The organism is Luteibacter sp. 1214, from assembly GCF_031455395.1.
In the GTDB taxonomy this organism is placed as follows: domain Bacteria; phylum Pseudomonadota; class Gammaproteobacteria; order Xanthomonadales; family Rhodanobacteraceae; genus Luteibacter; species Luteibacter mycovicinus.
The window spans coordinates 25,789-39,367 of record NZ_JAVDSQ010000008.1 but is presented as its reverse complement, the minus strand read 5'-3'; the positions used below and the strand labels follow the sequence as shown (position 1 = coordinate 39,367).

The 13,579-nt window shown below is 60.9% G+C and carries 11 protein-coding genes and 1 pseudogene; all 12 read right to left on the bottom strand.

The features are described 5' to 3' along the window. Window positions 1-866: 866 nt before the first annotated feature. The 12 genes and pseudogenes from J2X57_RS16725 to J2X57_RS16670 all read right to left on the bottom strand — a co-directional run bounded on the left by J2X57_RS16725 (window position 867) and on the right by J2X57_RS16670 (window position 13,579). Window positions 867-2,048: a type IV secretion system protein gene (locus tag J2X57_RS16725; RefSeq protein ID WP_309868860.1), complete on the bottom strand. Its 1,182-nt coding sequence runs from the start codon at window positions 2,046-2,048 to the stop codon at window positions 867-869. A gap of 87 nt (window positions 2,049-2,135) precedes the next feature. After that, on the bottom strand, window positions 2,136-3,047 hold the full coding sequence (locus tag J2X57_RS16720) for a hypothetical protein (protein ID WP_309868858.1): 912 nt from the start codon (window positions 3,045-3,047) through the stop codon (window positions 2,136-2,138). Window positions 3,048-3,073: 26 nt separating this feature from the next. Beyond that, window positions 3,074-5,545 (bottom strand): VirB4 family type IV secretion/conjugal transfer ATPase, encoded by a 2,472-nt coding sequence (locus tag J2X57_RS16715; RefSeq protein ID WP_036114754.1) that lies wholly within the window; start codon window positions 5,543-5,545, stop codon window positions 3,074-3,076. A 65-nt stretch (window positions 5,546-5,610) separates the two neighbouring features. Then, window positions 5,611-5,919, bottom strand: a complete 309-nt coding sequence (locus tag J2X57_RS16710; RefSeq protein ID WP_309868855.1) for a VirB3 family type IV secretion system protein — start codon at window positions 5,917-5,919, stop codon at window positions 5,611-5,613. Next, on the bottom strand, window positions 5,912-6,361 hold the full coding sequence (locus tag J2X57_RS16705; protein WP_081907540.1) for a TrbC/VirB2 family protein: 450 nt from the start codon (window positions 6,359-6,361) through the stop codon (window positions 5,912-5,914). Before J2X57_RS16705 ends, J2X57_RS16710 begins: the two co-directional genes overlap by 8 nt. Window positions 6,362-6,575: 214 nt before the next feature. Further along, a complete protein-coding gene (locus J2X57_RS16700; protein ID WP_309868852.1) occupies window positions 6,576-7,595 on the bottom strand; it encodes a lytic transglycosylase domain-containing protein in 1,020 nt (339 codons plus the stop codon). A gap of 37 nt (window positions 7,596-7,632) precedes the next feature. Next, window positions 7,633-8,673, bottom strand: a complete 1,041-nt coding sequence (gene virB11 / locus J2X57_RS16695; protein ID WP_036114748.1) for a P-type DNA transfer ATPase VirB11 — start codon at window positions 8,671-8,673, stop codon at window positions 7,633-7,635. 17 nt (window positions 8,674-8,690) lie between these two features. Then, complete coding sequence (locus J2X57_RS16690) at window positions 8,691-9,965, bottom strand: TrbI/VirB10 family protein (RefSeq protein ID WP_036114745.1); 1,275 nt, start codon at window positions 9,963-9,965, stop codon at window positions 8,691-8,693. Beyond that, complete coding sequence (locus J2X57_RS16685) at window positions 9,962-10,744, bottom strand: TrbG/VirB9 family P-type conjugative transfer protein (protein WP_051943819.1); 783 nt, start codon at window positions 10,742-10,744, stop codon at window positions 9,962-9,964. The genes J2X57_RS16690 and J2X57_RS16685 overlap by 4 nt, the downstream gene beginning before the upstream one ends. After that, window positions 10,744-11,673 carry a type IV secretion system protein gene (locus J2X57_RS16680; protein WP_036114742.1) on the bottom strand — a complete coding sequence of 310 codons (930 nt, stop codon included), beginning with the start codon at window positions 11,671-11,673 and terminating at the stop codon, window positions 10,744-10,746. The genes J2X57_RS16685 and J2X57_RS16680 overlap by 1 nt, the downstream gene beginning before the upstream one ends. A 185-nt stretch (window positions 11,674-11,858) precedes the next feature. Further along, a pseudogene (locus J2X57_RS16675) lies at window positions 11,859-12,269 on the bottom strand (hypothetical protein); the annotation flags it as partial. A gap of 758 nt (window positions 12,270-13,027) precedes the next feature. Continuing rightward, window positions 13,028-13,579 carry a hypothetical protein gene (locus tag J2X57_RS16670; RefSeq protein WP_043693060.1) on the bottom strand — a complete coding sequence of 184 codons (552 nt, stop codon included), beginning with the start codon at window positions 13,577-13,579 and terminating at the stop codon, window positions 13,028-13,030.

Here is a 13,579-nt window from a genome sequence, read left to right as displayed (position 1 = left end):
TCGCTCGTCCCCACATTTCGTCACGACTCGCGATTCCGCACGAGATCTTGTAGCTGCTGTCGCGCTGCTTAAGATACCCTTGGCTAACTGCGTGATAGCGGCACACTGGCTGTAATACGTGAGTACGACCTCGCAATGAGTTCCGCCTTGCTCCTCACATTGTAAAAGCGCCCTCCGGCACAAGATATGCGGGAAGCACACTGCGACCATGCCAACGAGCGTAAGCAAGATAGACGAGGGTATTTATGAAGTTTTTCTTGCCAGCTCGCGATCCGTCGTGCGGTACCTAGTCGACTCTGATGCGGCCAACTTGTTGCAACCTCTTGACGGACGAGGCGCGGCGGACACTGCGAGGCGTTAGTCGACTCTCTCAGCGAGGCTGCAGGCACTGTATACGATTTGGCACGAAGCCGTATCTCCACACTCCTCCTTGGCAGCAGCCTTGGCGACTTCAAGGGTCGGACCGCTAGCACTTCCCATCACTCCTCCCGTGGATCGCTGAGCGACGGCGGCACATTGATTGCGATACGCGACGGAAATGGCGCAGGCCTGGCCTCGGTTCTCGCGGCATTGGTCCAAAGCCTCACGCTTTGCCTCGGCCTGCGTCTTCATGCCTGTCGATACGCCGGCACTTCCTGTGCTGGCATCCAGGGCCACGGCGCCCCAGCGTTCTGCCCATCGCGCTGCGGGAGGTGGAGAGCTAGACGAGAACGAATTGGCATCTCCCTGTTGGCCGTAAGGGGAGCCAGGTTGCGTCGGAGGAATGCATCCCGGATTCCCCGCGCTCGGAATGCCGGGAGCGCACTGCGCCCAGACAGCATTGCTGGCAAATAGAGTGATTGTCAGCAGCAGGACTTTCGTAAGTGTCACTCGACCTCGCCTCGCCCCGTTGGAGCTCTCTGAGTGGGTGCAGTATCCGCAAGCGCCTTGTAAGAGCTGGCATTGCCCCCGAGATTAAAGTTTCCGCCGGTCTGACCTTGCCCCGTCTGGTTGCGGTGGACCGCTTGATCAGTGGGCGCAAGACTATTGTTGTTCATTGCAGCCTGCCTACCCTGAGCAATGGCCGCCTGATCCTGCCCGCCGAGCTGCGAACCCACGTTACCGAACGAAGAGTACGACGCAAACTGGCCCAGCGTGCCCTGGAAGAATGCGGCGGCCATCGGTGGTGCCATGACAATCAGTGTCGACAACAAGAGACCGACGCCGCCCTGCTGCAAGGCCATGCTGTTGATGCCGTCGGTGCTGCCGATGTCAGCGAACGTCGCGAGGTATTTCGCGGCGAAGGCGGCGGTGATGGCTTTCATCATCTTCATTGCGATGGCGACCATGACGGACAGGACGGCGAGAGAAAACACGGTGCCTATGCCGTATAGCAACCACTTGCTGAACAGTTGCTTGGTCTGCTCGAACAGCAGGCACATGATAAAAATGGGCCCGAAGCCTATGAAAAGCGCGAGAGCAATCTTGTTCAGCAAAAGCATCGAGCCAGCGATGACGCTGGGGCCGGCGATGCCGATGCCCGTAAACCAGCGGTTGCGATCCTTGGACGCCTGTTCCTCGTCGTTCTTCCCCGAGTTGCCAGGATCGACGCTGTCAATGATGGCCAGGGCGACTTCCATCTGGGCGAGGTTGTCGTCGATGGACTGAAATGGGCTGCTGCTGTCGGCTGTAACGTAGCTGGCGATTGTCGACGACATGCCGTCACTGAGTTTCCAGTAGACCGAGCTCGACGAGTAGGCGGCAGTCGTAGCGATGAAGACGATGAGCGTCGCGCGAAGCGCGTCGCCGACCAGCACCATCATGGGCTGGCGGGACTGACCCGTAACGATGCGGAAGCCCTGGAACATGATCCATACGGTAAGCACGACCACGGCGACGAGGCCGATGATGGACGCTGCACTGGAAAGCAGGCGCCACTGCATGTAGTCGATCTCATCGCGCAAGAAATTGTTGATCTGCGTGAAGAAGACGAAGTTGGTAGCACCGCCGAGCGGGTCGGCAAGCGCCACGGCCGACTTGCTCACAAGATTTCCCATCATGCCGATCATGTGAGCGAGTTCCTTTCCGGATGAAGTGTCGCGTCGCGGTGATGCAACGAACAGGTTTGAGTTGCACCGATGTGGTGCTGGCGAGTCTTATAGGCCATTGGAGTCGCCGATGGACAGCCTCTGCATGCCGCTGGGCGCGGTCGACTTGACGCTCTGCAGCGCGGCCTGGAGGGCGGCGCCACTGATCAGTCCGCTGATCGCCGGACCGAGATCGATCGTGTCGCCAGTCGGGAGCGAGATGTTCGTCCAGGAGTCGGCCTTCTTGCCCGTATTAGCGCCCCGTGCCATTAGCGCCTGGGCCTTACGGAGGTACTCGATGTTGGCATCGTATGCATAGTTGACCGTGGCCATCTGTTGCTGGTCGAGCGAGATCAGGTTGTAGAGGGCCGTGAGCTTGTTAGTGTTGTCCTCGAGCTTGCCGTACTGATTGGCATCGCTCGCCGTGATCTTCGAGCGCTCGATCAGGAGCTCGCGGAGCATGTCGTCTCGCTTCTTGTTGGTTTCGTACATCAGAAGCATGTACTTGTACTTCGCGTTCTGGATAGCAACGATCTTGTTACAGGTCGCCTGCTGCGCATCAGCTACGGCCTTGCAACCCGCGCCGTCGTCCAGCGCCGTGGACGTTGATGCCGGCAGCACCTCATCGGGATCGACCACGCGTGCTCCCGGTTGGCTGTCCTTGTAGGGCTGGTTGTTTTCACTGTTGCCGATGATCAGCTTCTTGTTGATCGCGTCGAGGTTGGCGTTGACGGTGTTGCCGCCGCCAGCGTTCGTATCACCGATGGCGGTCTTCAGTGCGGTAGTGTCGGTGTTCGTGCCTTTGGTGTTGCCCTTGATATCGGACAGCGTGCTATTCGCGTCACTGTCATGGACTGCCCATTCTTGCTGGGCGTGAACGGCGGGCGCAATAACGCAGGCAAGCAGAAGCGCCGCCACGGCGCCGAAAAAACGCCGGCCGGTGGCGTGTGACCGCACGGAGGTGCAATTGATCGTTGGCATGAGAGTCTCCATCGTCAAAGGGAATGTCAGATGGCAGCGCTGCGCGCGGGGCGCGTGGACTGCGGGCCGGAGGGCCTGGGCTTCTTGCCGCTGCCCTTGCGGTGCTCGTAAAACGATTCGAGCCATTGATCGGGGGTGAGATCGTCGGACGAGATGCCTTCATCAGCGGCACGCTGCGCGAGAATCTCGTGCATGATCTCGATGTTGTCGGTCGACGCGGAAATGACGGCCAGCGAATCGTCCATGCCGCGCAGATTGAGCTGGCAGACGGCCGATGCGTGACCCTGCTTGACCAGGAACCGACGCGAACGCTCGTCGAGGCTGACGACCACCTGGTATTCGGCTTCGGTCAGCTTCAGGCCGTTGACGTAGTCCTCGCGGCTCGCGTTCGGGTTCGGCAGCAGGATCATCGTTGCGGTCTGTTCGATCAGGGCGGCGGAGATGTCGCTGGCCAGGGCGTCTTCCGGGCTCTGCGTCGCGAAGATGCCCATGCCGTTCTGTTTACGGATGGTCTTCTGCTTGTTCTTCGCGAACTCTTTCAGGCCGCCCTTGCCGTCGAGGATCTTCCAGAACTCGTCCATCACGTAAATGAGGCGGCGACCGTCGATCAGCGCTTCGAGACGATGCAACAAGTAATTGATGACCGGCGCGCGAACTTCCGGATTGTCGATGATGTCGGTGTAGTCGAAGCCGATGATGTTGGACCGGGTGAGGTCGACCGTGTCCTTCGGGTTGTCGAATACCCAGCCCAGCGAGTTGCCAGCCGTCCACTTGCGCATGCGGATGAAGAGGCCGTCGTCGCCGAGGTTAGGCAGGCTCTTCTGGAAGTTGGTCATGTTACGCAGGTGCATCGGGGTGTCGAGCATGTTCTCGACTGCCCGGAAGATATCTTCTTCCTCGCGCGAACTGTAGATGCTCTTCGCCGCCAGAACCTTGATCAGATCGGCAAGGAACTGGACGTTTTCTTCGGTACGCTCGCAATGGAATGGGTTGAAGCCGGTGGGCTTGCCGTTCTCGAGGGCGAGATAGTTGCCGCCACAGGCACGCACGAAAATCTCGGCGCCGCGGTCCTTGTCGAAGAAAAAGATCGTCGGTGACGGATCGAGCTTCTGCACCTGGCTCAGCAGGAAGTTGATCAGTGCCGTCTTACCCGTACCCGACTTACCGATCACCATGGTATTGGCTATAGCTTTTTCGCCGAACGAATTCTCGGCGGGATGGGTGGCGTGGAAGTTGAAGTAATACGGCTGGCCATTGGTCGTCTGCAACGTGGTGACGGCGTCACCCCACGGGTTGTTTTCCTTCTTGCCGGTGGCGAAATTGTGCAGCGGTGACAGGCCGAGGAAGTTCAGTGAACTGATGTTCGCCAGCCGGGTGCGGTACTTCCAGTTGCCCGGGAACTGCGCGTAGAAGGCTGCCGTGACGGCCAGGTCTTCCTTCACAGAAACGAAGCCTGCGTTCGACAGCTCCGCGCGCGTGGCGGCAATCTGCTGCGACAGGGCTTCCTGGGAAGGCGCGTAGATGGTCATCGAGAAGTGGTATTCACCCAGCACGAAATTGCCGGAGGCCAGCTGGTCCATCGCCTGGTCCATCTCGACGATCTGGCTTACCGCCTTATCGCCGGAGGAGATCATCATGCCCTTGGTGCGTTCGAGTGCCTTCAGCGCATCCTGGCGGCCCATCGGGCTGAACGAGTGGGTGACGATATATTCGAAGTCAAGGTATTTCAGGCCATTGAGGATGCCAGGGAACGTCCCGTCAACGAATTCCTTGATGTTGAGGATGGCGCCGAAATGGTTGATGCCACTGGGTGTGGTCAGAACGAAGTCACCCGTCTTTGCCGAAAAGCGCTGGCGGCTCACCGGCAGGTAATCCTTCACGGGGGCGCTGAGCACCGGAACGGGCTCGTCGATGCGATTGAGCACGTAGCCGAAGAGCTCCAGCACCTCGGAGAACACGATACCGTTCGGGGCCTCGTACATACCAAGGCGCGATGGCGCGTAGTCTTTCAGCACAGCCTCGACGTTACCGGCGAGCTCGAGAATGGTGGCGATCGCCTGATTCTGCTCCGAGAGCAGGCGGGCGGCGTCGCTGGATTTTTCTGCGAAACGCTTGCCCGAGACGACCGGGCGGTAGAGCATCGTCAGGTATAGCTCATTCTGCATGAGCTTCTGGGAGGACAGCGCCTCATAGTACGCGTCCGACATCGTCTGATTGAACGCGTGGTTGAACTTGTCCTTCTGCTTCAGACTGCGACGGCGGCGAATGTCATGGACCCAGAAGGCCACATTAACGAAGTCCGGCGCGCGCAGGGTCTGCAGCATGCGGTTGAACGTATTGTGGCGGTGCTCGAGGTCCCACTCTTCGCGACCTACGAACGGCAATCCGGCCAGTCGCCAGACCAGCATGTAATCGCCCCCGGTCGTCTTGAGGACGGTCGGCGAGACGTGGGTGGATAGTGGAATGTGTTCGCCGATCGGAGCGTCTGGAGTGAACATGGCTGGTTACCGTAAGGAAACTCGAAAAGGCCCTGGCAGGAAATCTGCCAGGGCGTCTGTGTCGCTTATCGCTTCGCCTTCCCGGGCTCGCGATAGTTGTTCGGCGTGAACACCCACATGCCGTCGTGCTCCTGCACGTTCCGGATTTTCGTGCGGAACTGCAGGCGCAGCCCCAGCAGCCGGAAGATCATTTCGTCACGACGCGCCATCTGACGCATGATGAAGACGTTGATCGGAATCAGCAGGAGAAACCACATGTTGAAGTACATCGCCATCAGCAGTCCGCCGCCCGCACCGACAAAGAACGGCACGTAAGGAACGCCCATGAACATGGGCGGGCGCGTGCAGCCGCGAAAAAGCGCGTTCTTATACACTGAGGTGCAGCAGGCTCATGGCGGCGTTGGCGGCATCGAGGATCATGCCGACCTTACCGCTGGACGAGGTGCAGGCGGTGGTGCCGGTGCCGGAACCGGTGCCGCCGACGACCATGCTGGCGACCTGCGCCGCGGCACCGATCAGCACGCCACCGATCAGGGCGGGGGCCACGTCGGCGATGCGCTTATGCGCAAAGGCGATCTGGTAACCGGAGAAGATCACGGCGATCGTCACGACGACGATGGATGCCGCATTCAGCAGGCCGTTGATGCTCTGGAAGAAGCCGCAGACCTTCGTGCCGGTTTCGCCGGTACCGTCGCCGTCGGCACCGAAAACGATGGTCGGCAGCATCATGGCGAGCACGATGGCGAAGAAGGCGATCTTGCGGGACAGCGACGTTTTCGACGGATCGTAAATGGTGTTGAGGGAGGGCAGGGCCATCTCAAAAGTTCCTTAGTGGACAGTGTAAACGTGAATGCGGAGGTCGGATGACCGCCGCGCGGTGGTGGCGGCGCGAAGGCCACCGGCTGACGAAACGACATGCGGGAAAACCCTCTTCCCGCACGGGGCGGCCCAAAGGCCATCGCGACTACCGGACATGCCGATAACCGTGCGACACATGGTGGACATCCTTTGCATGGATGATCCGGAGTACTCAGAAGACGAAAGCGCCATCGCCCCCTCCTTGTCGAAGGTCGGCCTGATCCCGCCTCTGCCCCGGTGCTCCGCTACCGGATGACGGACTGATCGCCGGTGCAGGATCGTTGGGACCGTGGACTTCGGGCACGAAGACCGAATTGGGATCGTCCGCGGCGGCGGCGGGAGCATTGCCCACCTGATTGGCCGAAATGCCGATCTGCGCCATCGCGGCAGCGGTCGCCGCGTCGGTGGGGATCCGTCCCGGCTGCGGGGCAGGGAGATTGGTGGGCAAGGCTGCGCCGACCTGCGCCATGGCTGCCGCGGTGGCCGAATCGGCTGGAATCCGCCCGTTACCTTGCGAGTAGACGACAGCCGCTGGGTCGGCACTGACCATCGGCATCTGCACCTGACCGTTGACGCCGGCGGCGGACGCGACGGCAGGAGCGACCGCGGTGGAAAGCGCCGCATCGACCACACTCCGCATCGCGACGCGATAGGCGCCGTCGTCAGCGCGGATCACCGGTGTTCCGCGCGTGGCGGCTTTGCTCGCACCGTTGTTCACCAACTGGATCGGGATTGCGCTGGCATTGGTCGCCATGGCCTGGCGGGACATGGAGGCGAACACTTTCTGGACGTAACCATCCTGGTAGCCGGTCGTGAAGTTGCCGGAGTAGTAGCAGCTGAATGCCTTGCCCCAGTCGCCACCGGCGCTCGTGTAGCACTGAGCGAGGATTTTTGAACCGGCAACGAGGTTGGGGCAGAGTTCAAAGGCTTTTTCGTAGCTATCGAGGCCATACTTGCCGAAATTGGCACGATTGACCTGGGCCACTCCCAGGGAATAGTTGTAGCCCTTTTCTTCGAGCATGCGGACGGTCGCCACGGCCTCATCGAGATTCTGAGGCTGGCGAACGAGCTGCGCGCCGACGACGCCGATCGCAAACGGGTTGCGCGACGACTCGACATTGACCACGTGCTGCATCACCTCCGCCGGTACGGCAAGGTTGGGACACGCCATCATTTCCATTCCTGGTACCACCGTTACAACTCCTGATTAATCACCGGTTGTCCGAGCGTTACCCCCCGTCCGCCGATAGTGCGCGAGCCGGGTTGAAGTCAATGCCGGTGATGTGTCGACGCCCGGCATGGGCTTTGATGTGTACGACGATGTCGATAGTCATCATCAACAAACGTTTGATGGTCGAAAACTCAAGTCCCGACCCTTCATTGGATGCCTTGACCATGAGGGCCAGCTGGTCCCAGGTCTGCTCCACACTTCCTGCGTGACAGCTTGTGATCGAACCGGGATGCCCCGATGCGCAGTTTCGGATGAAGTAAAACGACTCGTCGCCGCGAAGCTCGGCAAGGATGATCCGGTCCGGCTTCATGCGCAGGCAGGCCTCCATGCAACTCTTCGCGGTGATGTTACTGGTGCTCTGGCCCCCCTTGGAATAGAGCAGGTGGACCACGTTGGGCTGGTCGATGAAGAGTTCTCGGGCGTCTTCAATGGTGACGAGCCGCTCATCGACAGGAATATGCCCGACCAGCGACTTCATGAATGTCGTTTTACCGCTACCCGTGGCGCCGGCGACGACGATGTTCTTCTTGCTGACGACGGCATGGCGGAAGAAATCCGCGTAACGACGCTCCGCACGAAGCTCGAGCAGCTCGCGATCGACCTGGCTGATCGCGTTGCCACCCTCCAGAATCTCGTCGAAGAAACCGTCTTCCTGGTACTGGGCGAGCGATTTGCTGTGCTTGGAAGGCAGGCGGATGGTGATCGACACACGTCCGGCTTCGACGGCCGGGGGAATGACGAACTGGGCACGCTGGCCGGTCGGGAAGGTCAGTGACACGACCGGATCGGTATCCGTGATGCGCTGACCGGTGTTGCTCTCGTTGACCACCGCGGTGCAGAACTGACGCGCACGCTCGAAGGTCAGCGACGGAATGTCGACCCGCTCCCATGCACCGCGCCGCTCCAGGTAAAGCTCACCTGGGCGGTTGATGCAGATTTCAGTGACATCCGGCGAGGCAAGGAAGTCCCGGACGCCCAGTACTTCGTACTGATAGTCCAGGAATTCGTTACCAACAGCGGCGAGGGCGGATTCGTTCATGCTCTATCGAATCCGCATCAATACCGGGCGACCACGCCGCTGAAATCGACGTCCTTCGCGACATAGATCGCCAGGACCGTACCCTGGTTGATCGTCACGGTGGCCGGGCGATTCGCTGCGCGTTGTACTGCGCTGTTGGCGATCTGTTGGATGGTCATGGCGGTGTTGCTCTCGAACGGGTTCTGCGTCACGACGCCATTGCTGATCGTCGTCTGCTTGGGACCATGCTCGGCGGCCTCGTACTTGAACGCGTCGCTGAACAGCGAAATGAGCAGGGCTGAGCCGATGCGGCTACCCCAGTGCGCGTTGTAGTAACCGGGGTGACCGGCGCCACCCAGCGTATCGATACCCGGGCTGGCCATCTTGACGTCGATCCCCGTCGGAGTGACGACACGATCCCAGATCACCGCGACGCGCGGGCCGTTCGGTTCCATCTCATACTTGCCCAGCACCTTCGAGCCCTTCGGGAGCAACAGGCGCTTACCCGTAAAGGAGTACACCGGCTCGGTGACCACGCAGGACGTGAAGCCCGGGATGTCGGTGATGATGCGGGTCTCGAGCACGCAACGAATGAACGTGCCCCGCAGCATCAGCGTGTCCGGATGCGTCAACGGTTCGGCACTCGAGACGTCGGCGAGTTCCTTGGCGCCATAGGCACTGTTGACCGGTACGCCGTTGTTCGGAAGCGGGCCGCCTGGAAAGCCTGGAATGCCAGCACCTCCCATGAAGCCCTGCGGGCCACCGCCGGCCTGACCGCCACCGCCGCCATTCGCATTGCCGGCGATCTGTGCTGCGTCGTTTGCGGCCATGATGCGACGCTCGAGCAGGGTCGGACCGCGCGACGCCTCGGGCATGGAGGCGGGGCGCAACTGTTCGGGGGTCGGCAGAGGCGGGGGCGGAGCCAGCGCGATAGGCTGCGCACGGTTCTCTGTGTTGGGAAGGGCGGGCGTCGGCATGACGCGTGGCGCTTCGGGAACGTTGACCTGTTCCTCGCGCGGCTTCTCCACGACCTGCTGCTTGGAGCTACCTCCGCTGAGAAGCAGGTATCCCGCGGTAAGCAGCAGAACGATGATGCCGGCGAGGAATACCAGCGCCCGCCTGTTCATCCGCCGAACGTCGTTCGCCGCAAGTGTCGGCGCGCCCGCGTCCAGGTCCGGCTGCGGCGCTTGCTGGCGCTGTTGTGAATAGGGGTTGCTGGCCAGAGGATCGGGACGGTCGCCCACGCCCTCGTGCGGCGGGACATGACCGGCCTGGTTCTCGTCGTCCGGATGATAAGGATTGTTCGGGGTCACTTCTTTGTGTTCCTTCGCAGGCCCACGACGTTCGAGTCGTGTCGGATGACAAGGTAGTTGTACGTGCCATGGACGACGAGCGTATTGCCCTCGACCGTGGTGTTAACGACCTGATCTTCACCGTGTTCCTTTTCGCGCATGTACACCGTGGGGAAATTGCCCGTCGGGAACTGCTTTAGGTCTGGCATCTTGATGTACGTAAAGCGCCCGTCATCGTACACATTGACTGGCACGATCCACGGTGCGGTCTTGCGTGTCTTGGCGTAGTCGTAGTCGAAGTTGTAGTCGCGACCCTTGACCAGCGACGTATCCAGTTCCGGGGTCTCGGATACCTTTTTGGTCTCCGCGATGAAGCTGGTGTCCGACGGATAGGTGAACGTCACCTTGTACTGCACGCCGGCGCGGCGCGCCTGTTCAAGCGTCTTCCAGTCCGTCGCTACTACCTTGAGCTCGAAGATATAGGAGTGCGTCGCCGTACGAATCATCATGTTCGTATCGACGTCGACGTTCTTCGGCTTGATATAGAACACGTTGTCGCGGCGCGTCAGTTCCCAGCCGCTGCTGAAACCGGTGCTGAAATCCAGCACCTTCTCGTTCGGGTTCAGCTCGATCTGCGTGGTGATGCCAAGGCCTGTACGCACGGTGTAGATGTGGTCGGGCTGGTATTCATACGGGGTCACGACCTGAGGGGTGACGACCTGGGCGCTGACGGCGCCTGCCAGCGAGGTGATCGCGAGGCAGGTGAGCATGGCCAGTCGGAGTGTGCTGGAACCTTTCATCAACGGCGCCCTCCATTGGCGGCGTTTTGCGGGACGGCCTGCGGCGCGACCGGCGCGGCAGATTCGGGAATGGGCGGTGCCGAGAGAGGCGCAGCCTGCGCGCCCTGCGGGATGGCGGAGGGTGCGCCCGACGTTTCTGGAGCGGTCGACGGCGCGCCAGTCGGCGCAGCGGAAGGATCCTGCGTGGCGGGTACCTCCGGCGGCGGGCCTTCGGCGTAATCGTTGTCGACGCGATATGTGGTGACCTGGAATCCGAGCGGATTCTCGACGCGATACTGATCGTCCATCTTCAGGTTCGGCTTATAGGTGAATTCCATTGTCGCGATCTTGCTGTCGAGAGGCACCGTCACACCAGTCTGCTTGTTGAAAACAGACCGCTGGAAGCGAACGGTCGCGCCCTTGGGCGTCGCACCGTTCCCACCGCCGATCAATACGATGCTGAGGATCTTGACGCGGATCGCGCGCTCGCGACCATAAGTCTTGAACGGGGCGTCGGGATTCGACTGGGCGTGCAGGTTGACATAGACCTGCGCGACGGAAGGCGACGACATGGTCAGCACCGTGGCCCAATCACGCATATTGATGATCGCGACGTCGAACGATTCACGCGCGAGAATGAAGTGCGCAATGTTGCTGCGGTTCACGGCCTCGCTGGCCGTGACGCGGCGGCTGAACACGTCGTCCGTCAGCTGGGCGACTGAGCTAAGGCCCGAATTCGCGTCCGCCATGACGATGTACGGCACTTTTTCCTTCAGCGGAAGCATGTAGAAATAGCCGCCGAGGAGGATCAGCGACATGATGATGGAGGCGAACGCCACCATCCATGCGCGACGTTCGCTGCGCCGGGCGAGGTCGCCTACCGCGATTTCGAAATCGACGGATTTCGCTACCGCGGCGTCGATCTTCGGAGATTCTTTTTTGTTACGCATTTAACGAATGCCTGCCTTGGTCACAACGCTGGATCGGATCAGTTAGCGGCCGTCTTCGCACCAGGAACCGGTGCGGCGGAAGTGTGGTTCGTCTGCGGAGCATCTGGCGTGGCGTTGTCGGCACTGGCCTTGCGTTCAGAGGCCGACGCGGGGGTGCCGGCGGCCGGGACGATGGCACTCGCTTCCTCGACCACGATGACCGGGCCGTCGATAAGTACGACGACACCCTGCGGCGCGTAGATGGCGCTCAGCTGAGAGGCAGCGTCGCGTCCTTCGGTCGTATGGATCGACGAGGTGCTTTTCGGCAGCGTGAAGTCGGACCGAAGTTTGTAGTTGAGCTTCATGCCGGTGTCCGAAGACCAGCGCGTCAGCATCACCTTCAGCGTGCCGTCCATCGGCGCCGCGTAATACGTGTACGGCACGGCGAGCGGGATCTCGACCACCTTGTCGTCGTACTTGTTGACCGGACGCCAGCGACCGCCGAAGTCCTTCGCCGGCGGCGTGCCGCATGCGGACAGCAGCAGGACAAACCCGGAGACGAGGAGGAGAGTAAGGGCAGGGTGCAGGATTTTTTTCACGCGTGGCTCGTAAGTCATGAAAAGCAAACAGAAAACATCAGCGGCCCTCGTCGCGGAAGCCCGGACGCGGGGTCGAGAAACCGTTTACATCGCTACGAAAATGACGACGGAACGTGCGGCCTGGCGACTTGCCAGACCGGTATCGGTCGATGAGCCGTGGCGCGACGCGCGCCAACGGCAAAAGACTCCCCTGGAGGAGCTGTAACCTCGGGCCAACCGGCCCCGAGCGATATGCAAATCATCCATAGAACATCCTGTATCGAGCGCCTGCGCGCCCTTGCATTACGTGCCAGCAAAGAATGGCCGCACGACCCCCGGAGCGATAAAGATATCGCCACTCGCAGTTGCCGCACCGAACCAGTGATTCCCCAAAACGCTTCTGCGGATCTCAGTCCACGTTGTTAAGATAGCGCAACGTCGCATTCCTGACTAGTGGGCTGTATAACCGTTTTCTGTGGCGAATATCACACAAATCCAGCCCTTATCATGTCTTTAACTAACCGAAAGTTGACGCAGATCACATTCTTGCTGTGCGTTAAGGCTTACGAAAACGTTTGGAATGTGTATGTCTCGTGAAGGTTGCGCTTGAAACCAAGGCGCACGCTTCCGTGCGGATGCAAACGTTGTCACTTTGCGATGTCACTCGTGCGACAGCCGTGTCTCTGGCTGAGTTTTTGCCGCATTCAAAAATGGGGGTGCCATGCTGAAGGAGGAGCGCCGGTGATGGCAATGTGCGCCGCCCTGAAAAACATGTGAGCAACGGCCAATCGTTGCCCTCAGTGGCCCAGGCGGTGCCAGCGTTTACCGACATAGACGCATACGCCGCCTTCAGGGCAGGGTTGCAGGCGCCCATGCGCGCGCGCTTCCTGCACCTCGTCGAACCACGCGGCGTCGTCCATACGCTTGTAAGTAGTCCAGCTGAGCACGCAGGCGCCACAGATCGCGAAGGCCGCCGCCGCGCCTGCGGCGGCCAGCGCCTTCCACGCGCTGATGGCGTGCAGGCGTCTCAGGGCGTGGACGTTCGCTTCCAGCGCCGTACTTGCACGTGTCAGCCGGGTCGACGCCTGCGTCATCGCACGCTCGAGATCGCCGGCGGCAGCGGCGGCGCTGGCGACGATCGCGTCGCCAGCGCGCAGGGCAAGCTCGGCGGTCGCGTCGCGTGCGCTTGTCTCCGCGGTCAGTGCGAGCGACTCCGCCGCGCGGACGAGTTCGGCGTGCGACAACTCCGCCTGTCGTGTCAGGCGCTCGCCCAGGCCCTGCAGGCCCGAAGCGAACATGCCGAGCTTGACCGTGATCTCTTCAGCGTCGGTCCGGGTCATCGGTAGCAT

Excerpts from the sequence above, each read along its gene's own strand:
- J2X57_RS16725 (WP_309868860.1), bottom strand. The coding sequence starts at position 2,048 with ATGATCGGCATGATGGGAAATCTTGTGAGCAAGTCGGCCGTGGCGCTT.
- J2X57_RS16720 (WP_309868858.1), bottom strand. The coding sequence starts at position 3,047 with ATGCCAACGATCAATTGCACCTCCGTGCGGTCACACGCCACCGGCCGG.
- J2X57_RS16715 (WP_036114754.1), bottom strand. The coding sequence starts at position 5,545 with ATGTTCACTCCAGACGCTCCGATCGGCGAACACATTCCACTATCCACC.
- J2X57_RS16705 (WP_081907540.1), bottom strand. The coding sequence starts at position 6,361 with ATGGCCCTGCCCTCCCTCAACACCATTTACGATCCGTCGAAAACGTCG.
- virB11 (WP_036114748.1), bottom strand. The coding sequence starts at position 8,673 with ATGAACGAATCCGCCCTCGCCGCTGTTGGTAACGAATTCCTGGACTAT.
- J2X57_RS16685 (WP_051943819.1), bottom strand. The coding sequence starts at position 10,744 with ATGAAAGGTTCCAGCACACTCCGACTGGCCATGCTCACCTGCCTCGCG.
- J2X57_RS16680 (WP_036114742.1), bottom strand. The coding sequence starts at position 11,673 with ATGCGTAACAAAAAAGAATCTCCGAAGATCGACGCCGCGGTAGCGAAA.
- J2X57_RS16670 (WP_043693060.1), bottom strand. The coding sequence starts at position 13,579 with ATGCTACCGATGACCCGGACCGACGCTGAAGAGATCACGGTCAAGCTC.